This window comes from Phaeobacter gallaeciensis DSM 26640, assembly GCF_000511385.1.
Lineage (GTDB): Bacteria > Pseudomonadota > Alphaproteobacteria > Rhodobacterales > Rhodobacteraceae > Phaeobacter > Phaeobacter gallaeciensis.
Window position 1 is genome coordinate 2,107,245 of sequence record NC_023137.1, and the last position, 22,536, is coordinate 2,129,780.

General features: G+C 59.5%; 24 protein-coding genes and 1 tRNA gene. 15 read left to right on the forward strand and 10 right to left on the reverse strand.

The features are described 5' to 3' along the window. Nucleotides 1–111: 111 nt before the first annotated feature. Nucleotides 112–813 carry a corrinoid protein gene (locus tag GAL_RS10090; protein ID WP_024097484.1) on the forward strand — a complete coding sequence of 234 codons (702 nt, stop codon included), beginning with the start codon at nt 112–114 and terminating at the stop codon, nt 811–813. 1 nt (nt 814) lies between these two features. After that, nucleotides 815–1,537, forward strand: coding sequence for a DUF1638 domain-containing protein (locus GAL_RS10095; protein ID WP_024097485.1), 723 nt, complete (start codon nt 815–817; stop codon nt 1,535–1,537). Nucleotides 1,538–1,567: 30 nt separating this feature from the next. Here the strand turns inward: GAL_RS10095 and GAL_RS10100 are convergent, their stop codons facing one another. Then, on the reverse strand, nt 1,568–2,197 hold the full coding sequence (locus GAL_RS10100; RefSeq protein WP_024097486.1) for a glutathione S-transferase family protein: 630 nt from the start codon (nt 2,195–2,197) through the stop codon (nt 1,568–1,570). Nucleotides 2,198–2,292: 95 nt separating this feature from the next. On the opposite strand from GAL_RS10100, the gene GAL_RS10105 reads away from it, so the two are divergent. Beyond that, the gene (locus GAL_RS10105) at nt 2,293–3,003 is read left to right on the forward strand and encodes a helix-turn-helix transcriptional regulator (protein ID WP_040104056.1); all 711 of its coding nucleotides are present in this window, start codon (nt 2,293–2,295) and stop codon (nt 3,001–3,003) included. Between the two features lie 12 nt (nt 3,004–3,015). Here GAL_RS10105 and GAL_RS10110 read toward each other — a convergent pair whose 3' ends face one another. Beyond that, the gene (locus GAL_RS10110; protein WP_024097488.1) at nt 3,016–3,429 is read right to left on the reverse strand and encodes a SufE family protein; all 414 of its coding nucleotides are present in this window, start codon (nt 3,427–3,429) and stop codon (nt 3,016–3,018) included. 136 nt (nt 3,430–3,565) lie between these two features. Here GAL_RS10110 and GAL_RS10115 point away from each other — a divergent pair, with 136 nt between their 5' ends. Continuing rightward, a complete protein-coding gene (locus tag GAL_RS10115) occupies nt 3,566–4,093 on the forward strand; it encodes a hypothetical protein (RefSeq protein WP_024097489.1) in 528 nt (175 codons plus the stop codon). Nucleotides 4,094–4,186: 93 nt separating this feature from the next. On the opposite strand, the gene rnd is transcribed toward GAL_RS10115, so the two are convergent. Next, complete coding sequence (gene rnd / locus GAL_RS10120) at nt 4,187–5,344, reverse strand: ribonuclease D (RefSeq protein ID WP_024097490.1); 1,158 nt, start codon at nt 5,342–5,344, stop codon at nt 4,187–4,189. 229 nt (nt 5,345–5,573) lie between these two features. On the opposite strand from rnd, the gene GAL_RS10125 reads away from it, so the two are divergent. Next, on the forward strand, nt 5,574–5,759 hold the full coding sequence (locus tag GAL_RS10125; protein WP_024097491.1) for a hypothetical protein: 186 nt from the start codon (nt 5,574–5,576) through the stop codon (nt 5,757–5,759). A 10-nt stretch (nt 5,760–5,769) separates the two neighbouring features. Here GAL_RS10125 and purN read toward each other — a convergent pair whose 3' ends face one another. The 3 genes from purN to GAL_RS10140 all read right to left on the reverse strand — a co-directional run bounded on the left by purN (nt 5,770) and on the right by GAL_RS10140 (nt 8,533). After that, a complete protein-coding gene (gene purN / locus GAL_RS10130) occupies nt 5,770–6,366 on the reverse strand; it encodes a phosphoribosylglycinamide formyltransferase (protein ID WP_024097492.1) in 597 nt (198 codons plus the stop codon). Continuing rightward, nucleotides 6,363–7,409 carry a phosphoribosylformylglycinamidine cyclo-ligase gene (gene purM, locus GAL_RS10135; protein WP_024097493.1) on the reverse strand — a complete coding sequence of 349 codons (1,047 nt, stop codon included), beginning with the start codon at nt 7,407–7,409 and terminating at the stop codon, nt 6,363–6,365. The genes purN and purM overlap by 4 nt, the downstream gene beginning before the upstream one ends. A 137-nt stretch (nt 7,410–7,546) precedes the next feature. Further along, complete coding sequence (locus tag GAL_RS10140) at nt 7,547–8,533, reverse strand: MBL fold metallo-hydrolase (RefSeq protein WP_024097494.1); 987 nt, start codon at nt 8,531–8,533, stop codon at nt 7,547–7,549. A 123-nt stretch (nt 8,534–8,656) separates the two neighbouring features. Between GAL_RS10140 and GAL_RS10145 the strand changes: the two genes are divergently transcribed. The 9 genes from GAL_RS10145 to GAL_RS10185 all read left to right on the forward strand — a co-directional run bounded on the left by GAL_RS10145 (nt 8,657) and on the right by GAL_RS10185 (nt 17,402). After that, nucleotides 8,657–9,616 carry a LysR family transcriptional regulator gene (locus tag GAL_RS10145; RefSeq protein WP_024097495.1) on the forward strand — a complete coding sequence of 320 codons (960 nt, stop codon included), beginning with the start codon at nt 8,657–8,659 and terminating at the stop codon, nt 9,614–9,616. Between the two features lie 12 nt (nt 9,617–9,628). Beyond that, nucleotides 9,629–9,704 (forward strand) — tRNA-Ile (locus GAL_RS10150). A 145-nt stretch (nt 9,705–9,849) separates the two neighbouring features. After that, a complete protein-coding gene (locus GAL_RS10155) occupies nt 9,850–10,881 on the forward strand; it encodes a LacI family DNA-binding transcriptional regulator (RefSeq protein ID WP_024097496.1) in 1,032 nt (343 codons plus the stop codon). Nucleotides 10,882–10,995: 114 nt separating this feature from the next. After that, nucleotides 10,996–12,297, forward strand: coding sequence for an ABC transporter substrate-binding protein (locus GAL_RS10160; protein WP_024097497.1), 1,302 nt, complete (start codon nt 10,996–10,998; stop codon nt 12,295–12,297). Between the two features lie 116 nt (nt 12,298–12,413). Next, a complete protein-coding gene (locus GAL_RS10165) occupies nt 12,414–13,280 on the forward strand; it encodes a carbohydrate ABC transporter permease (protein WP_014874442.1) in 867 nt (288 codons plus the stop codon). Nucleotides 13,281–13,289: 9 nt separating this feature from the next. After that, nucleotides 13,290–14,120: a carbohydrate ABC transporter permease gene (locus GAL_RS10170; RefSeq protein ID WP_024097498.1), complete on the forward strand. Its 831-nt coding sequence runs from the start codon at nt 13,290–13,292 to the stop codon at nt 14,118–14,120. Between the two features lie 11 nt (nt 14,121–14,131). Next, the gene (locus GAL_RS10175; protein WP_024097499.1) at nt 14,132–15,136 is read left to right on the forward strand and encodes an ABC transporter ATP-binding protein; all 1,005 of its coding nucleotides are present in this window, start codon (nt 14,132–14,134) and stop codon (nt 15,134–15,136) included. Further along, nucleotides 15,133–15,906, forward strand: coding sequence for an L-iditol 2-dehydrogenase (locus tag GAL_RS10180; protein WP_024097500.1), 774 nt, complete (start codon nt 15,133–15,135; stop codon nt 15,904–15,906). The genes GAL_RS10175 and GAL_RS10180 overlap by 4 nt, the downstream gene beginning before the upstream one ends. Before the next feature lie 29 nt (nt 15,907–15,935). Next, complete coding sequence (locus GAL_RS10185; protein WP_024097501.1) at nt 15,936–17,402, forward strand: mannitol dehydrogenase family protein; 1,467 nt, start codon at nt 15,936–15,938, stop codon at nt 17,400–17,402. A gap of 51 nt (nt 17,403–17,453) precedes the next feature. Here the strand turns inward: GAL_RS10185 and GAL_RS10190 are convergent, their stop codons facing one another. Continuing rightward, nucleotides 17,454–18,773, reverse strand: coding sequence for a cytochrome-c peroxidase (locus GAL_RS10190; protein ID WP_024097502.1), 1,320 nt, complete (start codon nt 18,771–18,773; stop codon nt 17,454–17,456). Nucleotides 18,774–18,836: 63 nt separating this feature from the next. Between GAL_RS10190 and GAL_RS10195 the strand changes: the two genes are divergently transcribed. Then, nucleotides 18,837–19,298, forward strand: coding sequence for a tetratricopeptide repeat protein (locus GAL_RS10195; protein ID WP_040104133.1), 462 nt, complete (start codon nt 18,837–18,839; stop codon nt 19,296–19,298). A gap of 58 nt (nt 19,299–19,356) precedes the next feature. Here GAL_RS10195 and GAL_RS10200 read toward each other — a convergent pair whose 3' ends face one another. The 3 genes from GAL_RS10200 to GAL_RS10210 are packed head-to-tail and all read right to left on the reverse strand — an operon-like array spanning nt 19,357 to nt 22,528. Continuing rightward, nucleotides 19,357–20,415 (reverse strand): TRAP transporter substrate-binding protein, encoded by a 1,059-nt coding sequence (locus GAL_RS10200; protein WP_024097504.1) that lies wholly within the window; start codon nt 20,413–20,415, stop codon nt 19,357–19,359. Between the two features lie 47 nt (nt 20,416–20,462). Beyond that, nucleotides 20,463–21,938, reverse strand: coding sequence for a TRAP transporter large permease (locus GAL_RS10205; protein WP_024097505.1), 1,476 nt, complete (start codon nt 21,936–21,938; stop codon nt 20,463–20,465). Continuing rightward, nucleotides 21,938–22,528 (reverse strand): TRAP transporter small permease, encoded by a 591-nt coding sequence (locus GAL_RS10210; protein WP_024097506.1) that lies wholly within the window; start codon nt 22,526–22,528, stop codon nt 21,938–21,940. Before GAL_RS10210 ends, GAL_RS10205 begins: the two co-directional genes overlap by 1 nt. Between the last annotated feature and the right edge of the window lie 8 nt (nt 22,529–22,536).

A 22,536-nucleotide genomic window follows, 5' to 3' on the forward strand; every position in this document is an offset into this window, starting at 1 on the left:
TTCGGACCAAGGCAATGTCGCAAACATTGCAGTCTCGTAGGGGCAATCTGGACCAATACGAATAAAACAAGGCCAAACCGGGGTCACCCCGCCCAGTCAAGGAATACACCCATGTCGGAAGACGCAGATGACATCATCTTGGCAGACCTCAATGACGAGGATCTCGTGCAGCAGATGTTCGATGACCTCTATGACGGCCTCAAGGAAGAGATCGAAGAGAGCGTAAACATCCTGCTGGAACGTGGTTGGGCGCCTTACAAGATCCTGACCGAAGCGCTGGTGGGCGGTATGACCATTGTTGGCGCCGACTTCCGCGACGGCATCCTGTTCGTCCCTGAAGTGCTGCTGGCGGCCAACGCAATGAAGGGCGGCATGGCCATCCTGAAACCGCTGCTGGCCGAAACCGGCGCTCCGCGCATGGGCTCCATGGTGATCGGCACCGTAAAAGGTGACATCCACGACATCGGCAAGAACCTTGTCTCCATGATGATGGAAGGCGCCGGTTTTGAGGTTGTCGACATTGGCATCAACAACCCCGTGGAAAACTATCTGGAGGCTCTGGAAGAGCATCAGCCGGATATCCTCGGCATGTCGGCGCTGCTGACCACCACCATGCCCTACATGAAGGTCGTGATCGACACGATGGTCGAGCAGGGCAAACGTGATGATTACATCGTCCTGGTCGGCGGCGCGCCGCTGAATGAGGAATTTGGCAAGGCAATCGGCGCTGACGGCTATTGCCGTGACGCCGCTGTGGCGGTGGAAATGGCCAAGGACTTCGTTGCGCGTAAGCACAACCAGATGAGCGCCTGATTTGGCACGCAAAGGACGCGCCGCCCGCCTGACTGAGCGGGCGGCGTTCCAACCGCCCACGGGGCGTACGCTTGAGGAAACCTCCCTCACAGAACGGGGTCTGGCTGCCCCGGAGAAAAAGACCGGCCGTATCCTGTTGATTGCCTGTGGCGCGCTGGCCCGTGAGATCCTGGCGATCAAGGACATCAATAGACTGGATCATATTGATCTGACCTGCCTGCCCGCCAAGCTGCATCTCTATCCTGAACAGATCACCGAAGCGGTTGAAGGTGCCGTTGCCAAACATTCGGCAACCTATGACACCATCCATGTGGTTTATGCGGACTGCGGGACCGGTGGCATCTTGGAGCGCAAATGCGCCGAACTGGGCGTTGAGATGATTGCAGGGCCGCATTGCTATTCGTTTTTCGAAGGCAACGAAACCTTCGCCCGCCATACCGATGGGGGCGAAATCACCGCCTTCTATCTGACGGATTTCCTGGTGAAACAGTTTGATGCTTTTGTCTGGCGTCCGATGGGGCTGGATAAGCATCCGGAGCTGCGCGACATGGTGTTCGGGAATTACACCAAACTGGTCTACCAGTCCCAGATCGATGATCCTGCCTTGGTGGCCAAGGCACGAGACTGCGCCGACCGCATGGGACTGGCGTTTGAGCATCGCCATACCGGCTATGGCGATCTGCAGAGCGCCATGATGCGCTGGGGCGGCGGCGCACGGGACTGACCCCCGCACGCGACCTGTCATTCATAGGGCTCAGGCGTCTTCCAACGTCTTCAGCGTGCTGAGCGCCCGCGCTTCAAACGCGGCAATCGCGTCACCGTCCAGACGGCGCCCCACACGCTCCACCCAGGATTTGATCACCACATTGTCGGGCATAAGATGCGGCGCCCACTGGAAGGGCGACGCCAACAGGATATCCGCGACGCTGAGCGTTGCACCAAGCAGGAAATCCCCCTCGCTCAGCGCGGTTTCGAGCGCTGCGCAGACCTCATCCATGCCACGGTAGGCCCCGGCAAGGGCCGGATGCTCCAACCCTGAAAACGCGGCCACCAGAACCGGGTCCAGGACACCGCCCGAATAGACCATCCAGCTAAGGTAGGCGCCGCGGTCCGGAGCCCCAATCGCAGGGCTCAGCGGTTGGCCGAACAGCTCATCCAGATACATCATGATCGCGGCGCTTTCGCGGATGCCCTGCCCCTCATCGATGACCAGATATGGCACCTTCCCCTCGGGGTGAGGGTTGCGTGGATCGGCACCGCCGCTGCCATCATGGCGCTGCACGTCGACGATCACGATATCAACATCGTCCAGTTTGCCCATCAACATCAGCTGAGCAATGATGCGAGAGGAGCGGCTATTGGGAGAATGATATAGGGTTGGCATATCAATGACCTTTCTGCTTTTTGAGTTGCTGATGGGGAGGATATGCCGCTACACTCCTGCCAATTCCTGTCAGGATGTTGCGGGTATAAATCCTCATGCCAAAAACAGATCGTCTTTTCCGCCTGCTCCACCTCATTCGAGGATTGCGCCCGCCTGTGACCGCCGCGCGGCTTGCCACGGCGATGGAGGTTTCAGAGCGGACTATCTACCGCGACATTGACAGTCTGCGTGCCGCCGGTGCGCGGATCGAGGGGGAGGCAGGTCTGGGATACACAATGATCGAAGACCCGGCGCTGCCACCGCAGACCTTCACCCAGATTGAGCTGGAAGCCCTGACGCTGGGGCTGGCGGATGTGAACCAGCGCGGCGATGCCGATCTGGCGCAGGCCGCCAATGATGCGCTGGTGAAGATCCTCGCCACGCTACCGGAACGTCAGCAAAGACAGGCCATGCATGCCGTCAATCTGGTCCATCGCTTCTACACGCCTGCCACACCCACCATCGACATGACCCTGCTGCGCGAGGCGATGTGGGCGGAGGAGGCTCTGGACATCGGCTACCGTGATCTGAAGGACGCCCGGACGGAGCGACGTATCTACCCGCTGGCGCTGTCATACCACGACCGCAGCGTGATGCTGCTGGCCTGGTGCTGTAAACGGGGAGATTTCCGCAGTTTTCATGTCACGCGGATCGACGGCTACCGCAACACCGGCGAGAGTTTTCGCCCCCGCCGCGTGGCCCTGCTGCGCGCCTTCATCGGGCACCTGGAGTCCAGAGACCGGGCCGCCGAGGTGGCGTCGGTCTGAGATCACATCAGATCACGCGGCCGCCGCTGCTGCGGTCTCGCGAATGCGTTGTACCATCGCGGTCAGCCCGTTGGAGCGCTGCGCAGACAGGTGATCATTGAGACCCAGCCGCGCCAGCTCTACCCGCGCGTCCACCGCCAGCACCTCAGCCACGGTCAGACCATTGTAAAGCGCGCGCAGAACCGCGATCAGCCCCCGCACGATCATGGCGTCACTTTCCCCGTCGAAGTGAAAGACGCCATTCTCGATGGTGGAATGTAGCCAGACCTGACTGGCGCAGCCATCCACCTTCGTGGCCGGCACCTTTAGGGCGTCCTCCAGCGGGTCCATCGCCTTGCCCTGCTCGATGACATGGCGGTAGCGATCTTCCCAATCTTCAAGAAACTCGAAATCCTCGACGATCTCTTCAAAGGCGGCACTGGCCATGACGGTTTTTCCTCATTTGGTTTCTGCCCGGCGTCACAGCTGGACCTAAGCCGCAAACAATGGCTTTTCAACTGCTTTTCAAGTGGCTTGCAATCGGGTAACCACATGCGAGGACTTATCGAACGGGTGGACCATCATGCAAAGATCTCTCGCACTCCTTCTGGTGGGGGCCGTGGCACTGTCTGGCTGCGGGTTTCGTGACTCGCGGGTAAACCCGCTGAACTGGTTTGGCGGCTCCGACGAGGTTGAAGTGGTTGATGAATCCAATGGCGAGCCAGTCAACCCTCTGATCCCGGTCCGGAACCGCGTCAGCGTCTTTGCCCGTCCCGATGCCGTCGACGAAACCGTGCTGGTGCAGAGCGTCACCGACATGCGGGTCGAGCGTACGCCCACGGGCGCCATTGTCTACGCCACCGGCATTGCCGCACGTCAGGGTGCCTATGGGGTAGAGCTTCGTCTTGATGAGGCTGACCGCGACGCTCGCACCCGTGATGCAACGCTCGATTTCACCTTCCGCGCCATTTACCCGGAGAATCCCACCGCCCTCGGCAGTGAGCGGACCCGAACCCTGCGCGCAGCGGCAAGCCTCAGCCAGCAGCAGCTGGCCAGCGTGCGCAGCATTCGCATCGTTGCCGCCCAAAACGCCCGCGAAAGCCGCCGCTGATCGGCGCCGGACAATACCCTCGCAGAATAGAAAAAGGCGCCGGATCTGGCGCCTTTTGTCATTTGTGCAGCCTTTATCCAGACCCGCAGCCAGTCAGAGCGTGACAACCTTCACGTCCTGCCCCTTTGCTGCCAGGGCGATCTCACCATTGCACAGGCGCAGCGCATCAGCGCCGAAGACCTCAAGACGCCAGCCTTTGAGCGCGGGAACATTCCGTTGGCCCGCGGCAATCGCGTCGAGATCCGAGCTGGGCGCAATCAGTTTCGCAGCGACGCCGGAGGCTTCGGTCTTGGCCTTCAACAGCACCCGCAGCAAATCGGCCAGCGCCGGGTTCACCTGTAGCTTTTCACGGCTGCGATCCGGCTGCGGCTGTGATCCCGCTGGGCACTCCACGCCTTTGGCCACGGCCTGAAGGATCCCTTCGGCGATGGCCCCCTTGCGGGCTTCGCGCAGCAGCAGCCGCGAATTTCCAAGATCTGAAGCGTTTTTGGGCTTGGTCGAGGCCAGTTCAACCAGCGCGTCATCCTTGAACACCCGGTTACGTGGCACATTGTTGGTCTTGGCATAGGTTTCGCGGAACGCAGCCAATTCACGCACAACGGCCAGAAACTTGCCAGAGTTGGTGCGGGTTTTCACCCGCCGCCAGGCCTCCTGAGGGTCGACATCGTAAGTCGCCGGATCGGTAAGCACCTGCAATTCTTCCTCAACCCAACGGGCGCGACCCGTGCGCTCCAGCTCGGCGGCGAGATATTCGTAGATCTGGCGCAGATGGGTCACATCCGCCAGCGCATAGGTTTTCTGCGCATCACTCAGCGGGCGACGGGACCAGTCGGTGAAGCGCGACGTCTTGTCCAGCCCCTGTTTGACGATCTTACGCACCAAGGTTTCATAGCCGACCTGCTCACCAAAGCCGCAGACCATGGCCGCAACCTGTGTGTCAAACAGCGGTTTTGGGAAGACCTGTGCATCAACCCAGAAGATTTCCAGATCCTGCCGCGCAGCATGAAAGACCTTCACTACGGTCTCATTGCGAAACAGATCATATAGAGGTTCCAGCGATAGCCCGTCCGCAAGCGGATCCACCAGCACCGCGTTTTCATTTCCGGCGCCAGGATAGGCCAGCTGCACCAGACAGAGTTTGGAATAATATGTCCGTTCTCGCAGAAACTCGGTATCCACCGTGACATAATCATGCTGCGCTGCAGCTTCGCAAAAGGCCTGCAGGTCTTCGGTAGAGGTCAGAGTTTTCATCAATTACGGCTTTTTGGTTATCTGAATTGTTGCGCTGTGATACGCGCTTGTCCCGCTTATTGCAAACACGTGCCGGCGGTGTCAGAGGAAATCAGCTGCGGCGTGGTCCTCAGAGCGCAATGCCGTCACAAGTCATCACATCCTGTGATTTATAAAATATCAAACATTCATTTTGGGAATATTTAAAGCCAGCCTAGGTTGGTGTCATACCTTGATAGGAGACACTGACATGACCATGCTCGATCTCAACCCGACATTCTGCACGCCTGCCGCAGGACGCGGCCCACTGGCATCCATTCTGGTCGCCGCCGCCCTGATCGTTGTTCTCGGTGTGCCTGCCCTGATGGCCCCCGGATCACAGGCGCCGCTGACGGAGTGGCATGGCAACAGCGCCAGCCCAAGCAGCATCCGTTAAAGACCGCGCCTTAGGACAGGTAGACAGGTGTCTTATCACCCGCCGCATAGCGGCGCAGCACGGCGGGATAAAGTTTATGCTCCTCCACCAACACCTTGGCTGCGAGCGTCTCAGGGGTATCTGCGGCATCGACATCGACCCGCGCCTGCCCCAGAATTGGGCCGTCGTCGAGCACGGCCGTCACCTCGTGCACGGTGCAGCCATGCTGGTGGTCGCCCGCCTCCAATGCCCGCGCATGGGTGTTGAGTCCGGTATATTTCGGCAGCAGTGAGGGGTGGATGTTCAGCATCCGCCCCTGAAACTGCGATACGAACCCGTCTGTCAGAACCCGCATGAACCCGGCGAGGCAGACGATATCTGCGCCAGCCTCAAGGATCGGCTTCACCAGCTCAGCCTCAAAAGCCGCGCGATCCTTGCCGTAGGGCTTGTGGTCCACCACGGCGGTCGGGATTCCTGCGGCGGCGGCCTTTGTCAGGCCACCTGCACTGGCAATGTTTGACAACACCAGACAGGGCCGCGCCGGATGATCGCCCGTCATGCTGTCGACCAGCGACACCATATTGGAGCCGCCGCCCGAAATCAGGATCGCGACGCGCTTGTGGCTCACAGCAGCTTGCCCGCGTAGCGCATCCCCGCACCCGCAGTCACAGTGCCCAGACGGGAGACTGTTTCGCCTTCCTCTTCCAGCACCTTGACCAAGTCTTCCGCGCGGTCCGCAGAGACAGAGAGGATCATGCCGATGCCGCAGTTGAAGGTCTTCAGCATTTCCGCCTCAGCGATACCGCCGGTTTCTGCCATCCATTTGAAGACGGGCGGCAGGTCCCATGCGCTCAGGTCAATATCTGCGCCGAGATCTTCGGGCAGAACCCGCGGCAGGTTCTCGGTCAGACCGCCGCCCGTGATATGGGCCAGCGCATGCACGCCCCCAGCCCGCACGGCTGCAAGACATTGTTTGACATAAAGACGGGTTGGCGTCAGCAGCGCCTCCCCGAGGGTGCCCTCGCCGAACGGGCAATCTGCGTCCCAGCCAAGGCCGGAGACCTCAACCAGTTTGCGCACCAAAGAATAACCGTTGGAGTGCACACCATCGGAAGCGAGCCCTAGCAGCACGTCCCCTTCCTGCACATCTGCAGGCAGTGCGGTGCCCCGCTCCATTGCGCCCACGGCAAAGCCCGCGAGATCAAAATCCCCCTTGGGGTACATCCCGGGCATCTCAGCCGTCTCCCCACCGATCAGCGCGCAGCCGGAGCGCACGCAGCCCTCGGCAATGCCTTCGATGATGCGGGCGGCGGTTTCGGTTTCCAGTTTGCCGGTGGCGAAATAGTCGAGGAAGAACAGCGGCTCTGCCCCCTGACAGACCAGATCGTTGACGCACATCGCAACCAGATCGATGCCCACGCCGTCCACGACGCCGGTGTCGATGGCAATGCGCAGCTTGGTACCAACGCCATCGGTGGCCCCAACCAAGATCGGGTCGCTATAGCCTGCGTCCTTCAGATCGAACAACGCGCCAAAGCCTCCAAGGCCACTCATCACACCAGAACGGTTGGTCCGTTTCGCCGCGGGTTTGATGCGGTCCACCAAAGCGTTGCCTGCATCAATATCCACCCCCGCATCCGCGTAGGTCAAACCGTTCTTGCCGCTGGTCATCACAGTGCTCCTTCAAAGACGTTGCGCAGCCTTTAGCGCAAGGCACGACAGAAAGAAACAAAGGAATCTGCCGCACCCCGGAGACCGGGGTGCGACCGCTGGATCCGGGCGTGTTCAGAGCCCGGAATTCGGTGGCTTCAGAGTGAGAACTGCCAGGGGGCCTGATCAAAGCCATAGGCATCGCCATCCCGCTCCACCCGGCCCAGACCGGGGAAATCAAGGTGCATGCCGGTGACCAGCAGCCCTTCGCTGGCGGCACGGTCCAGCATCATGGTGCGGCTCTTCACGGTCTGCTCCGGATCCATGTCAAAGGCCAGTGTCCAGTCGGGGCGGGCAAATTGCAGCGCTGTGCTGTGGATCAGGTCGCCCCAGATCAGCAGCGGAGCCGCGCCGGTCTCCAGCAGGAAACCGCAGTGTCCCGGCGTGTGGCCCGGCAGCGGCACCGAGCGCAGCCCGTTCATAACATCTGCCTCACCCTCGAACATCTTCAGGCGATCCTGATAGGGCGCAACTGCCGCCCGCGCGATATCAAAGAAGCCGCGCGAGTCCTGCGGAACCCCCGCATAGACCGCATCATCATGCCAGAAGTCATACTCGCCCTGCCCCACGATGATCTCAGCATTGGGGAACCGCGCGGTGCCGTCACCCTTCAGCAGGCCGCCGATGTGATCCGGGTGCAGGTGCGTGACGACAACGCTGGTGATCTCTTCCGGTGCGCGGCCAGCCGCACGCAGGGCCGCCTCCAACCCGCCCAGGATCGACCCGAAGAGGTCGGCGGTACCTGCATCAATCAAAGTCACGGCCTCCCCCTGTTCGACCAGATAGCCGTTCACCGGCAGCGACATCTGATCGTCCTTGATGCGATAGAATGTGCCGTCCAGAACCGCGTCAGCCTCGGCCTGATCAAACCCGTTGATCTGGCTGATGTTCAACAGGAAATGCCCGTCCAGCAGCGCCGTCACCTTGGCAGAGCCGATCTGAAAACTGTGATAAGCCACAGGCAACTGGGGCGCGGCGGTTTCGGCGGCGCTATGGCTGGCGGCCTGCAACAGGGTGGGACTGGCAAGGGTTGCCACCGGGGCGGCGACGAGGCCACCAAGAAGATGTCTGCGAGAAAGGGTCATAAGGAACTCCGGTATCCAGTTCAGCAAATATAGCGTGATACAGAACTTAGCGCCCGAATGTCTCTGGCAACAGGCGCCCGCGCGCGATATGAGGTATCAGCCGTGCTTATAAGGATCCTGACAATGGACCGTCTGACGCTTCTGGAGACCTTTGCTATTGCGCTGGACGAAGGCAGCATCAACCGCGCCGCACAGCGCCGGGGTCTGACCCAATCCGCCGCCAGCCAGCAGATCAAATCGCTTGAAACGCTGCTGGGGCACGCGCTGATGCTGCGTACGCCGCGCGGCGTGCGGGCCACCCGCGCCGGGGAACTGGTTTATGCCCATGCGCAAAACCTGCTTGGCGGCTATGATCGCTTAACAGCTGAGTTGGACGCCCAGAGTGATCAGGTCTCAGGGCGGTTCAAGGTGAGCACAAGCCGCTTTATGGCGCAGGCCGTGCTGGGCCCCATGCTGATGGATCTCGATACGCCTTATCCCGACCTCAATATTGTGATGCGGATTGAGGACCGTCTGGTGGATGTGGTGCGCGAGAACTACGATCTTGCCATCCGGACGGGATCGCTTGGTGATACGGATGGCGTCGGACGCAAGATCGCCGAACTGGAAACCGTGCTGTTTGCGACACCGGCCTATCTGGATCGTATCGGTCGCCCCAGTTGCCCGCAGGACATGCAGCGGCTGAAGTATATTCAGCACCACGAAGACCACACGATGGGGTATTTTCCCCTCACCCGTGACGGTGCTGTCCATCAGGCCCCGATCCGGGTTGGCTTCACCGCCGATGATACGGATCTGATCATGCGCGCGGTCAGCAAGGGATCAGGCTATACCCGCGCGCCCCGACTGCTGGTCGAAGAGGCGCTGAGCGCAGGCAAGTTTGAAGAAATCCTGCCGGGCTACACCGCGCCAAACAAAGACATCTTTGCGGTCTACCCCTCGCGCCACGCGCTGGACCGGCGCCACGAAGTTGTGATTGAGGGGTTTCTCGACCATCTGCGCTGCCGCACTTCCGCACAGACGAATGTCGGCGCACCTGATCCGACACGATCACCGCTTGACCTCCTGCCCGCGATTTCCTAACCAACCTGTGGCGGGCCTGTAGCTCAACGGTTAGAGCAGAGCGCTCATAACGCTTTGGTTGCAGGTTCGAATCCTGCCGGGCCTACCATTTTCTGCCACCTTTGCCGGAATGCGCGCTTCACGTTATGTGACCGCCAAATTTGACGCGCGTCAACTATCGTGACACAGTCCGTCTCCCATCTCCCGCTCAAGGGACCGGTTTCCAAGGCCACGGACGACAAGGACATCCCGCGATGAGTGACCCCAAAATTAGGAACATGGATGAATTTGCCTCGGTGAGCGGGATTTCACGACCGACGCTTTCCAAGTTCTTCAATGATCCGGACAGCGTGCGCAAATCAACCCGAGAGCGGATTGAAGAGGCTCTGGAAAAATTCGACTACCGGCCGAATCTCTATGCGATGAATCAGAACCGGCGGCTGACCAAGACCATCGGTATCGTGGTTCCGAACCTCACCGACCCGTTCTTTGCCAAGATCGCCCGCCATATTGAAGACCATGTGATTGCTGCCGGCTACAGGCCGGTGTTACTGGGATCCAATGGCACCCCGGCACAGGAGCTGGAGAACCTCAACAACCTGCGTCTGCTGAAACCGGCCGGCACGTTGCTGGCCCCGTTGGGTCGGGTCTCAGAGACGCCGCAGATCCGGGAATTCTGCAACGAGGTGCCAACAGTGCTGTTTGATGCCAATCTGGACGACACTGGCGAGGCCTTCATCGGCTCCAACAATCAACAAAGCGTCACCACTATCGTAGAGTATCTGTGTCGCACCGGTGACGCCCCAGCCTTCTTTGAAATGAGAACGCCAACCAACCCGAATGCCGTCAAACGGCGCAACGCTTACATCTCCTCTATGGAAAGACTGGGGCACCGGCCCGAACTTATTCAGGTCGATGGCGATGGTTGGGACTTTGAAGAGATTGGGTTTCGCGAAGGCACCCGATTGCTGTCGGGGCCACGCCCCGCGACCAATACGATCCTGTGCAGCAACGACCGCCTTGCCATCGGGCTTCTGTCAGCGGCCTATCAGCTTGGCTTTCGCGTCGGCCTTGGGGATGGATGCGCGTTGCGGGTGGCGGGACACGATGACCATCCGTTCTCCCGTTACACCTGTCCGACCCTGACCACGGTCTCGCAGGATTACACCGCGATTGCCCGCACCAGCGCAGAGACGCTTGTGGCCCGAATCGAGGGCAATGCTCTGGCTGATTCTCGCAGGAACATACTGTTCGACGGGCAACTGGTCATGCGCGGCTCCGCTTAAATCATTCCAGGTATACGATTTTCTTTAAACTTTACGCGCGTTAATTTTAATTTGACGCGCGATGCCATCCTCCGCTATCTTTCCAGAGCAACATCCAATCATGGGAGGATAAGGATGTACCTTAAGAGCGCATTGCGTGCAGCAACGGCATTGACCGTATTTGCCAGCACCGCCGCCTTTGCCGAAACGATCACCATCGCGACCGTGAACAACGGCGATATGATCCGGATGCAGGGCCTGACAGAAGATTTCACGGCTAAAACCGGCCATGAAGTGGAATGGGTCACCCTAGAGGAAAACGTGCTGCGTCAGCGCGTCACCACCGATATTTCGGCCAAAGGTGGTCAGTTCGACATCATGACCATCGGCATGTATGAAACGCCGATCTGGGGCAAAAACGGCTGGCTGGTCCCGCTGAATGATCTGCCTGCCGACTATGATGTGGACGACATTCTGCCTGCGATGCGCGGTGGCCTGTCGCATGACGGCACACTTTTCGCCGCGCCATTCTATGGCGAAAGCTCGATGATCATGTATCGCACCGACCTGATGGAGAAGGCCGGTCTGGAGATGCCCAGCGCCCCGACATGGGAATTTGTCGCGGATGCCGCGCGCCAGATGACCGACAAGGACAATGAAGTCTATGGGATCTGCCTGCGCGGCAAAGCCGGCTGGGGCGAAAACGCAGCCTTCATCACAGCCATGTCCAATTCGTTTGGCGCACGCTGGTTTGATGAAAACTGGGCACCTCAGTTCGACAGTGAAGCCTGGTCGAACACGCTCAACTTCTACATTGATCTGCTGAACGACGCGGGCCCCCCGGGTGCCTCCAACAACGGGTTTAACGAGAATCTGTCGCTGTTCCAGCAGGGCAAATGCGGCATGTGGATCGACGCAACCGTTGCGGCATCGTTCGTGACCAACCCCAATGACTCCACTGTCGCTGACAAGGTCGGCTTCGCACTGGCCCCTGACACCGGCCTCGGCAAGCGCAGCAACTGGCTCTGGGCCTGGGCTCTCGCGATCCCTGCAGGCACCCAGAAAGAGGCTGCTGCGAAGGAGTTCATCCAGTGGGCCACTTCGAAAGACTACATCGAGCTGGTTGCAGAGAACGAAGGCTGGGCGAATGTGCCTCCGGGTGCGCGGACCTCTCTCTATGAGAACGCGAACTACAAGGACATTCCTTTTGCCAAGATGACCCTTGAGAGCATCCTGTCAGCGGACCCGAACAACCCGACGGTTGATCCGGTGCCCTATGTCGGCATCCAGTTTGCCGCCATCCCGGAATTTGCAGGTATTGCAACCCAGGTTGGTCAGGAATTCTCGGCGGCACTCGCCGGACAGCAAACCGCAGAAGAAGCCCTCGCAAAGGCGCAGGCGCTGACAGCGGACGAAATGGAAGCGGCAGGGTACTGACGCCTCCTCCCTCCCAGAGGGCGGTCCGTTAATTCGGCTGCCCTCTGGCCCCTTCTCCCCGAACAAGCCAATATTTGTCACGACGGCTCAAGAACCGGCGACAATGGAGATTTGCCATGGCGACCCAACATTCCCGGTCGGCAGCACGCATCATGATGGCCCCCGCAGTGATCCTGCTTTTGGGTTGGATGCTGGTCCCGCTGACGATGACGCTCTACTTTTCTTTTAAGAAATATTTGCCCCTACGTGGTGGCGACCTAGGCTGGGTGGGCTTTGATAACTACGCCCGCTTCCTGTCCTCCAGCGCCTTCTGGCCAAGTGTACAAGCAACTCTGGTCATCGTTGGTGGCGTCCTTGCGATCACTGTGATCCTCGGTGTGTTTCTTGCCCTGCTGCTCAATCAGCCGATGTGGGGACAGGGGATTGTCCGCATTCTGGTAATCGCGCCGTTCTTCGTGATGCCGACGGTATCCGCGCTGGTCTGGAAAAATATGTTCATGGACCCTGTGAATGGTCTCTTCGCGCACCTGTGGAAAGCCTTCGGCGCGGAACCCGTTTCATGGCTGTCTGAGGCCTCGTTGCAGTCGATCATCCTGATTGTAAGCTGGCAGTGGCTGCCCTTTGCAACGCTGATCCTGCTGACCGCCATTCAGTCGCTGGACAGTGAGCAGTTGGAAGCCGCTGAGATGGACGGCGCGCCGCCGGTGGCACGCTTTGGCTACATCACTCTTCCGCACCTGAGCCGCGCCATCACCGTGGTGGTTCTGATCCAGACGATTTTCCTGCTGTCGATCTTTGCTGAGATCTTCGTCACCACCCAAGGCTCGTTTGGCACCAAGACCCTCACCTACCTGATCTATCAGCGCGTTCTGGAGAGCCAGAACGTCGGATTGGGATCCGCCGGTGGTGTCTACGCCATCATCCTCGCCAATATCGTTGCCATCTTCCTGATGCGCATCGTTGGCAAAAACCTCGACGCATAGGAGGCCACCATGGCACGAGCCGTTACACCAAGACGCAAAGCCATCAACACGGCGCTGGCCTGGGCTGTCGGGATGCTGATCTTCTTTCCGATCCTCTGGACCATTCTCACAAGTTTCAAAACCGAAGCTCAGGCGATCAGTGATCCCCCGGTGTTCCTGTTCTTTGACTGGACATTGGAAAACTACAGTGTCGTGCAGGAACGCTCCGACTATATGCGGTTTCTTTGGAATTCCGTGATCATTGCCGGTGGCTCGACCATTCTTGGTATTATCATCGCGGTGCCTGCTGCTTGGTCGATGGCCTTTGTGCCCTCCAAGCGAACAAAGGATATCCTGCTGTGGATGCTGTCGACCAAGATGCTACCAGCTGTCGGCGTCCTCTACCCGATCTACATCCTGTTCATCAAAATGGGCCTGCTGGACAATCGCTTTGGTCTGGTTGTGGTGCTGATGCTGATCAACCTGCCGATCATTGTCTGGATGCTTTACACCTACTTCAAGGAAATCCCTGGTGAGATCCTTGAGGCGGCGCGCATGGATGGTGCCACGCTAAAGGAAGAGATCCTCTATGTGCTGACCCCAATGGCCATCCCCGGAATCGCCTCCACCCTCCTGCTGAACATCATTCTCGCCTGGAACGAAGCCTTCTGGACACTGAACCTGACCGCAGCCAAGGCCGCACCGCTGACCGCATTCATCGCCAGCTATTCCAGCCCCGAAGGCCTGTTCTACGCCAAGCTGTCAGCAGCTTCGACAATGGCCATCGCGCCGATCCTCATCCTTGGCTGGTTCAGCCAGAAACAACTTGTCAGCGGCCTGACTTTCGGCGCCGTGAAATAAGGAAGACACCCATGGGACAGATCAAACTTGAAAGCGTGACCAAGAATTTTGGCCCCGTTGAGGTCATCCCGCCGCTGGACCTGACCATTGAAGATGGCGAATTCACCGTCTTTGTCGGCCCGTCCGGTTGTGGCAAATCCACGTTGCTGCGCCTGATCGCGGGTCTGGAGGACATCACCTCCGGCACCATCCGCATTGACGGGCAGGATGCAACCGACATCCCCCCGGCGAAACGGGGGCTGGCGATGGTATTTCAATCCTATGCGCTCTATCCGCATATGTCGGTGCGCAAGAACATCGCCTTTCCGATGAAAATGGCCGGTATCCCCGCGGATGAACAGAAACGCAGGATTGATAATGCTGCCGCTGCGCTGAACCTCACCGATTACTTGGATCGCCGCCCGGGCCAGCTGTCGGGTGGCCAGCGCCAGCGGGTCGCAATCGGTCGGGCCATTGTGCGTGAGCCAGCGGCATTCCTGTTTGACGAGCCCCTCTCGAATCTGGATGCCGCCCTGCGCGTTGGAATGCGGCTGGAGATCTCCGAACTGCACAAGCGCCTTGCCACCACCATGATCTACGTGACCCATGATCAGGTCGAGGCGATGACCATGGCGGACAAAATCGTCGTCTTGCAGGCTGGCGTGATCGAACAGGTCGGCAGCCCGATGGAGCTGTATCGCGCGCCACGTAACGTATTTGTCGCGGGCTTTATCGGATCGCCGAAGATGAACCTTCTGACCGGTCCGCAGGCCGCGCAGCACGGCGCGACCACCATCGGCATCCGGCCCGAACATCTCAGCATCTCAGAAACGGACGGCATGTGGGCGGGCACCATTGGTGTCTCCGAACATCTGGGATCCGATACATTTTTCCATGTGCAATGTGACGCCTTTGAGGACCCGCTGACCGTGCGGGCCAGCGGGGAGTTGGATCTGGGCTACGGCGCGCGGGTATTCCTAACGCCCGACATGACACATCTGCATAGGTTTGGTTCCGACGGGCTGCGGATCGAATGAAACGGCTGAATGGAAAACGCGCCCTGATCACAGGCGCCGCCCGAGGTATCGGGGCGGCCTTTGCCGAAGTCTATGCGAATGAGGGCGCACGCGTGGTCATCGCCGATATCGATAGTGCCCGTGCTGAGGCAACTGCGGCGCAAATCGGCGCGGCGGCGATAGCCATAGAGCTGGATGTCACGGATCAGACCAGCATTGACCGCGCCCTCTCCCGCACCGTTGAAAGCTATGGCGGCCTCGACATTCTGATCAACAACGCTGCTGTATTCACGGCTGCGCCACTGGTAGAGGTGACCCGAGGGGACTATCAGCGCACCTTTGATATCAATGTGTCCGGTACGTTGTTCATGATGCAGGCCGCAGCGCAACAGATGATCACGCAGGGCACTGGCGGCAAGATTATCAACATGGCCAGTCAGGCCGGGCGCCGGGGTGAACCGCTGGTGTCCGTCTACTGCGCGACAAAGGCGGCGGTGATCAGCCTCACGCAATCTGCCGGACTGAACCTGATCTCACATGGCATCAATGTGAACGCCATCGCGCCCGGTGTCGTCGACGGTGAACATTGGGACGGCGTCGATGCTTTTTTTGCCAAATATGAGGGCAAAGCCCCTGGCCAGAAAAAGGCAGAGGTCGCGCAATCTGTTCCTTACGGACGAATGGGCACCGCAGCAGATCTGACCGGAATGGCCGTCTTTCTGGCCAGCGACGACGCCGATTATGTTGTGGCTCAGACCTACAACGTCGATGGCGGCCAATGGATGAGCTGATGCGGGAACACAGGTGGGAGGCAGCAGCCATGAAACTCTCGAATGACACATTGAGCCAGCTGCCCCAGACCATTGGGCGGCCCAGCTATGACCGCGCCGAAATCAGCCCCGGCATCGTCCATATCGGGCTTGGCAATTTCCACCGCGCCCATCAGGCATGGTATCTGCATGAGCTGATGCAGCAGGGTCTGGCAATGGACTGGGGCATTATCGGAGCCGGGGTGCGCGCGGCCGATGCAGGAATGCGGGATCGGCTACTGGCGCAGGATTGCCTGACAACCCTAATCGAACTGGACCCCACCGGCCGGTCCGCCGAGGTGATCGGGCCGATGATAGATTTCCTGCCGGTCGAGGATGGCAATGCCAGCCTGATCCGCACCATGGCCAGCCCAGCCATCCGTATCGTTTCGCTGACTGTGACAGAAGGTGGCTATTATCAGGACGCACAGCACAAGGGGCTGGACCTCAACCATGATGATATCCAGCATGACATTACCCGGCCCGACCGCCCGCGCACCGTATTCGGTGCCATTGTGGAGGCGCTAAGGTTGCGCCGGGGTCGTGGCCTGCCCGCCTTTACCGTGCAAAGCTGCGACAACCTTCAGGGTAACGGTAAGATCACCCGCGCTGCAGTGGTGACATTGGCCCAGCAAACCGACCCGGAGCTTGCCGCATGGATTGATCGAACCGGAGCCTTTCCAAATTCCATGGTGGATTGCATTGTGCCCGCCACCGGTCCTGCTGAGATTGCTCTGGCCCAGGGTTACGGGATTGAGGACACCGCCCCCGTGACGCATGAGAACTACCGCCATTGGGTCATCGAGGATGAATTTTGCGCCGGACGCCCTCCTTGGAATCTGGCCGGGGCTATCTTCACCGACAATGTTCACGGCTACGAAAGCATGAAAATCCGCGTGCTGAATGCGGGTCATCAGGTGCTGGCCAACGCGGGGGAGCTTCTGTCGATCGCAACCATCGCCGATTGTATGAAAGACCCCTTGCTGGCCGATTTTTTCCGCAAGGTTCAGACGGCGGAAATTCTACCACATGTGACGGCAGTACCCGAAATGGCGTCGGGAGATTACCTCACCTTGATTGAGGCGCGCTTCTCCAATCCGGAAATCCGCGACACCACGCGACGTGTCGCCTATGACGGCTCATCGCGCCATCCGGGGTTTGTGCTGCCAATCCTGCGCGATGCTGTGCGAAGCAAGGGTGCAATTGACGGGCTTTGCCTTGTGGAGGCCCTCTGGGCGCAGATGTGTACCGGGCAGCGAGAGGATGGCAGCGATATCGCGCCAAACGACCCGGATTGGGAGGCCCGCAATTCCGCAGCGGAGCGCGCCCGGAAAACCCCTGAGACCTGGGTGCAGCAAAGCCAGATCTACGGCGATCTATCAGAGCAGCAAGACGTGGTTGCCCGGTTTTCTCACTGGCTGTCGATGATCCAAGCGCAGGGTTGCCGCGCGGCGCTTCGTGAATATCTAGGGCACTAACAGCCCTATTTCGCCGACGGGCAGCGCGCAGAGTCGCGGCTCATCCAATGTTCAGCGCGTTGCCCCGTCGACCGGCAGGCCGCTGGGAACCGTGGGAGGAACGAACGAGGCCCGCGCGCGTGCTTTTTCGCCTGTCAGCGCCGTGAGAAATGCGACCAGAGCAGCGATATCCTGATCGCTCAGGTCCTGACGCAGATAGATATCGCGGGCCCGCGCCTGACGCGCCATCTCAAACCGGTCCTGCTGCACCACAAAGTCGGTTTTCGCCAGCCATGGCGCCTCGGGCAGTTTCAGATCCTCCCGCGACCACGCTGCACGGCTCGCAGCAGGATCAAGATGATGCCGGATCATCCGTTCAAGCGTCGGGAACGCTCCGTTGTGACCATATGGGCCGGTCAGTTCCACATTCCGCAACATAGGCGTGCGAAACCGGTAGGCGTCCGACAGATCATCGCTTTCTCCCATACGCCCCACATCGCGTGCGTAAGGATCAAACCGACGCGCCCGCCCGGGTCCAAAAGCAGGCAAGCCAAGCGCATAAAACCGCTGATCCGAAAACAGCGCGCCTGCATGGCACCCGCTACATCCAGCAGAGCCAAAGAACAGATCCGCCCCGGCTTTCTGCTGCGCAGTCAGGGCTGCGTCATTCCCTGCCAGATAGGCATCAAACGGGCTGTCGATGGATGTGAAATCCTGCACCATGAACTGGGCCAGCGCCTCGGCAATATCGATGATCTGCACATCTTCGGGCGTGGCAATATGGTCGAAGGCGGCAACGAACGCCTCTCCGTAAGCCCGTACCCCGCGCACCCGTTTTGCGATGATGGGCCAGGCCAGATCAATCCGGTCGCGGGTGGCCCCTATCACCTCATTCTCACCAACATTACCTGCCATTTCCACGCTGGAGGTCATGGGAAATAAGGACTGCGCAGCCAGCAGCGATTGCAACCCTTTGGGCAACCATTCCTCCGCCGGGGTGTTGAAACGATTGCCATAGATAGGATCTTGACTGATCCGCCCGTCATGCATCAGCACACGGAGAGATTTTGCTCCGAGGTTCCAGAGCGCCGGGGCATTGCGCGGCACACGTTTCTGCACCCGGTTTGCGCCGCTACCGGAGAAACGCGCAGGTCCCAGCCCCTCCGCCCCCTCGCCCAATCCCAGTGACAACCCATCGGAGGTGCCGTGACGCGGATGATGACAGGTGCCACAGCTGATATTTCTGTTCCCCGACAGGATCTTGTCATAAAAGAGAAAACGCCCCAGTTCCGCCTTCGCCGGATCTACGGGCAAAAAATCACCAGGTCCGAGAGATGGCGGCAGCTGCGGTTCCTCTGCCAGGGCCGCCCCCGTACAAAGGCCAATGGTCATCACGACACAGGAGAGCACATGCGCAAGAGATGGAAACCGGTTCTGGTCGCAGTGGCGCTGTGCATGACCAGCCTGACGATGACTGCGCCCCTGCCAGCCTGGGCTGAAATCGAACAGGCCCGCGATCTGATGGAGGCCGGGCAGTTTGCGGCGGCGCATGATGCGCTCTGGCCTGCGGCACGATCCGGCAATGCAGATGCGGAAGAGTTGATCGGCGTGATGTACGCCATGGGACTGGGCGTTGAGCAAGACGATGTCCGGGCCTTTGAGTGGTACCTGCGCAGTGCCATGAAGGGACATCCGGGGGCGCAGTCTGGTATCGGGTGGTATTACGAAATCGGCCGTGGCATGCCCGCCCCCGATCTGGTGCGCGCCTATATGTGGTACACGCTGTCGGCCATCGGCGGTGACCCCGATGCGGCCATCAGCCTGGAAGAGGTGGTCAAGAAGATGACCCCGGCAGAGATCGATAAGGCGCATGTTCTGGTCGAGGATTACAAGGTCTGGATGTACCCGTTTCGCTAACCAACGGGGCAGCGGCGCGAGGGGAGCCCGCGCCGCGCTTTGATATCTCAGGATGAACTCAATTCAGATCTGCCGCGCGCGCCGCGTTGACGTCGGCTTCTGCTTCGGCCACGGCCTCCGTCAATGCAGTGAAGATTTCATCACCACGGGTTACATTGGATTTGAACCAGTCGTAGACCGGCGCGGCGGCGGATTTGAAGGCGGCTTTCTGATCAGGCGTCGGCACATAGAGATCGCCGCCACCCGCGACAAAATCCTCATAGGCCTGGATCGACTTGCGCTTGGGTGAAGCAAACGTCGCCTGCTGCAGCGCATAGAACCCGTCCACGACGACCTGACGCATATCCTCCGGCATATCCATGAAGGTCTTGTTCGACATCCACCACAGCGCGCCCATATAGGCATGGCCATCCAGCGTCACATATTGCAGGCCAGCATCCGGGAACTTCATCCCCATGATATCGGTGATTCCGTTTTTGGAGCCTTCCACCACCCCGGTCTGGAATGAGGTGAACAGCTCAGGCCATGGGATCGGGGTTGGGGAGGCCCCAAGCGCTTTCACCAGTTCCTGCGGCAGGTCGGCAACCACGGTACGGATCTTCAGACCTTCCATGTCGGCAGGTTCCGCCACCCGCCGCTTAGTATTCGCAAAGTTCCGCCAGCCGCCGGTGTTGCCGATGGTCATCAGACGGATCGCATCGCCGGAATCCTCCAGCGCCATCTGGCGCATGGCACGGGTAAAATCACCCGAAAGAACGTGTTCGGCGATCCGGTCGTCGGCCATCAGATAGGGCAGATCGAGCACCTGAACATAGGGAAACAGCCCCGATGCCCCGCCAGAGGTAGAGATATAGACGTCAATCGAGCCGTCGGCGACGCCCTGTAAACATTCCGCCCCGTTGGAGCAAAGCTGGGTGCCGATGAACAGCTCAACTTCGATTGCGCCATTGGAGGCGGCCTCGACGTAGTTCTTGAACACCACCAGACCGTCGTAGTCTTCATCGTTCTCGTTGGAATTCGCGGTTGCACGGATCTTGTAGTCTGCCGCATAAGCCGACAGGGCTGTCCCTGCCATCAGGGCTGACAGGGCCACTGTCTTTGCCAATTTCCTGAGCATTCGTTTCTCCTCCTGTTGCTCTTTTTATTCTGGGTATTTGGTAGTCCTTAGTTCAGAAATCCGGTCAATCGCGGAATGGTCAGCGAGATGGCCGGAACAAAGGTGATCAGAAAGATCACCGCTATTTCAATCGCCAGAAACGGCAGGATCGCCTTGGCAATGGTGGTGACACGCTCCTGCGAGACGGCAGCGGCCACAAATAACACCAATCCCATGGGTGGGGTCGCAAGACCGACCGTCAGGTTCACACACATGATGATGGCAAAATGCACCGATTCAACGCCGAGATCCGTGAACACCGGCCCAAGGATTGGACCAAGGATGATGATCGCAGGTCCTGCATCCAGAAACATGCCAACAACAAACAGAAGCAGATTGATCAGGAACAGCAGGATCAGCGGGTTTTCCGACAGCGTCAGAATGAAATCCGCCAGTTGCTCCGGCGCGTGGCTGAGGCTGACGACGGTCTTGAACGACATCGCAGCGCCAACCAGCAGCAGTACCACCGCCGAGGTGAACCCGGCGCGCGAAAACACCTGTGGCAGGTCTGCCAGGCGCATTGATCCTAGTACCAGAAAGCTGATCAACAGCGCGTAAGCGACCGCTACAGCGGCGGCCTCTGTCGGGGTGAAGACGCCCGCGAGAATGCCGCCAAGGATCAGGACTGGCGTTTGTAATGGCACCACGGCCCGTTTGCAGATGGTGCGAAACGCAGGGCTGACAACGCGGCGCAACCCCAGCATCAGCCCATGGGCAAACAGCACCGCCCCAAGGAAGGCAAGCCATTTCATCTGCGCCCCGGCCCCCTCGCCCAGTGGCACAAACTGCATCAGCAGCAGACCAAGGTTCAGCCGCACCAGCCCAAAAGAGAACCAGCGCTCCATCGCCCCAATCTCGACCGTGTCAAACACCACCCGCCGCGCAGCGGGCAGCTCATAGCGATCCGCCATGGCGCGGACCATAACCATCAAGCCAACGCCCACCAGAATACCCGGCACGATGCCCGCCAGGAAAAGCGCCGCGACGCTTTCGCCCATCACATAGGCATAGATGATCATAATGCCTGAGGGTGGAATGATCGGCCCAATCACCGAGCTAGCAGCGGTCACGGCCGCCGCGAATTTCCGGCTGTAGCCCTCGCGCTCCATCGCAGGGATCAGCATTGAGCCAAGCGCCGAGGTATCAGCAACTGCCGACCCTGAAAGTCCGGCAAAAAGGATCGAGGACAGAATATTAACCTGCGCCAGCCCGCCGCGCAGATGCCCCATCAGGGCCTGCGAGAACTCAACCAGCCGTAGAGTGATGCCGCCCCGGTTCATCAGCTCCCCCGCGAGCATGAAGAACGGAATTGCCATCAGGGGAAAGCTGTCCATCCCGTTGTAAAGATTGCGATACAGCAGCGTCAGATCGCGTTCTTGCCCATTCAGCCACAGGAGAGCGCCAGGGGCTGCCAAAAGGCAGAAAAAGACCGGTAAACCAATCAGGAGAAGGAACAGAAACAGCGGCAGGAACCAGATCAACATCACTCAGCCCCTCCGATGCTCATCCCCGGACGCTCCGGCAGGCGATCCCCGTGGCCGAACAACCGCACGATGCGTTCCAGGATCAATTCGATATTGACCAGAATCAGCAGTCCAAGACCCACCAGCAGGGACAACATCATCCAGCTGCGCGGCACCCGGAACCAACTGTCGAGTCCAAGTGAGGTCGGCAGGTAGAGTGAGGCCGTGGCAAAGCGCCCGCCAAGCCCCGTGACCTCCTTGTAGCCGATCTGGAGCCCCACGATCAGCACGGTCAGGCCAATCAGCAATAGCAGCAGCTGCAAGAGATGAAACAGCCAGCCGCGCAAGAGCGAGTCGACAACGTCAATCGCAACAAAGCCGCCGCTGCGCAATGCAGTAGGCGCCATCAGGCCTGTCATCCACAACATGCAGAACCGCGCCGCTTCGTCCGGCCAAGGCAAGGCACTGCCCAGAACATAGCGAAAGAACACTTGAATAAGGATCGCCAGAACCATCAGGCCAATGGCAAAAACGCCCACCCAACGACCGGCTGCAAGCAGGCCGGTGTTGAGCGGGCGCAGTATATTCAGGACAGATAAAACTGCCGTCATCGCGTCTC

Excerpts from the sequence above, each read along its gene's own strand:
- GAL_RS10090 (WP_024097484.1), top strand. The coding sequence starts at position 112 with ATGTCGGAAGACGCAGATGACATCATCTTGGCAGACCTCAATGACGAG.
- GAL_RS10100 (WP_024097486.1), bottom strand. The coding sequence starts at position 2,197 with ATGCCAACCCTATATCATTCTCCCAATAGCCGCTCCTCTCGCATCATT.
- GAL_RS10105 (WP_040104056.1), top strand. The coding sequence starts at position 2,293 with ATGCCAAAAACAGATCGTCTTTTCCGCCTGCTCCACCTCATTCGAGGA.
- GAL_RS10110 (WP_024097488.1), bottom strand. The coding sequence starts at position 3,429 with ATGGCCAGTGCCGCCTTTGAAGAGATCGTCGAGGATTTCGAGTTTCTT.
- GAL_RS10115 (WP_024097489.1), top strand. The coding sequence starts at position 3,566 with ATGCAAAGATCTCTCGCACTCCTTCTGGTGGGGGCCGTGGCACTGTCT.
- rnd (WP_024097490.1), bottom strand. The coding sequence starts at position 5,344 with ATGAAAACTCTGACCTCTACCGAAGACCTGCAGGCCTTTTGCGAAGCT.
- GAL_RS10125 (WP_024097491.1), top strand. The coding sequence starts at position 5,574 with ATGACCATGCTCGATCTCAACCCGACATTCTGCACGCCTGCCGCAGGA.
- purM (WP_024097493.1), bottom strand. The coding sequence starts at position 7,409 with ATGACCAGCGGCAAGAACGGTTTGACCTACGCGGATGCGGGGGTGGAT.
- GAL_RS10140 (WP_024097494.1), bottom strand. The coding sequence starts at position 8,533 with ATGACCCTTTCTCGCAGACATCTTCTTGGTGGCCTCGTCGCCGCCCCG.
- GAL_RS10145 (WP_024097495.1), top strand. The coding sequence starts at position 8,657 with ATGGACCGTCTGACGCTTCTGGAGACCTTTGCTATTGCGCTGGACGAA.
- GAL_RS10155 (WP_024097496.1), top strand. The coding sequence starts at position 9,850 with ATGAGTGACCCCAAAATTAGGAACATGGATGAATTTGCCTCGGTGAGC.
- GAL_RS10160 (WP_024097497.1), top strand. The coding sequence starts at position 10,996 with ATGTACCTTAAGAGCGCATTGCGTGCAGCAACGGCATTGACCGTATTT.
- GAL_RS10165 (WP_014874442.1), top strand. The coding sequence starts at position 12,414 with ATGGCGACCCAACATTCCCGGTCGGCAGCACGCATCATGATGGCCCCC.
- GAL_RS10170 (WP_024097498.1), top strand. The coding sequence starts at position 13,290 with ATGGCACGAGCCGTTACACCAAGACGCAAAGCCATCAACACGGCGCTG.
- GAL_RS10175 (WP_024097499.1), top strand. The coding sequence starts at position 14,132 with ATGGGACAGATCAAACTTGAAAGCGTGACCAAGAATTTTGGCCCCGTT.
- GAL_RS10180 (WP_024097500.1), top strand. The coding sequence starts at position 15,133 with ATGAAACGGCTGAATGGAAAACGCGCCCTGATCACAGGCGCCGCCCGA.
- GAL_RS10185 (WP_024097501.1), top strand. The coding sequence starts at position 15,936 with ATGAAACTCTCGAATGACACATTGAGCCAGCTGCCCCAGACCATTGGG.
- GAL_RS10190 (WP_024097502.1), bottom strand. The coding sequence starts at position 18,773 with ATGACCATTGGCCTTTGTACGGGGGCGGCCCTGGCAGAGGAACCGCAG.
- GAL_RS10195 (WP_040104133.1), top strand. The coding sequence starts at position 18,837 with ATGACCAGCCTGACGATGACTGCGCCCCTGCCAGCCTGGGCTGAAATC.
- GAL_RS10200 (WP_024097504.1), bottom strand. The coding sequence starts at position 20,415 with ATGCTCAGGAAATTGGCAAAGACAGTGGCCCTGTCAGCCCTGATGGCA.
- GAL_RS10205 (WP_024097505.1), bottom strand. The coding sequence starts at position 21,938 with ATGTTGATCTGGTTCCTGCCGCTGTTTCTGTTCCTTCTCCTGATTGGT.
- GAL_RS10210 (WP_024097506.1), bottom strand. The coding sequence starts at position 22,528 with ATGACGGCAGTTTTATCTGTCCTGAATATACTGCGCCCGCTCAACACC.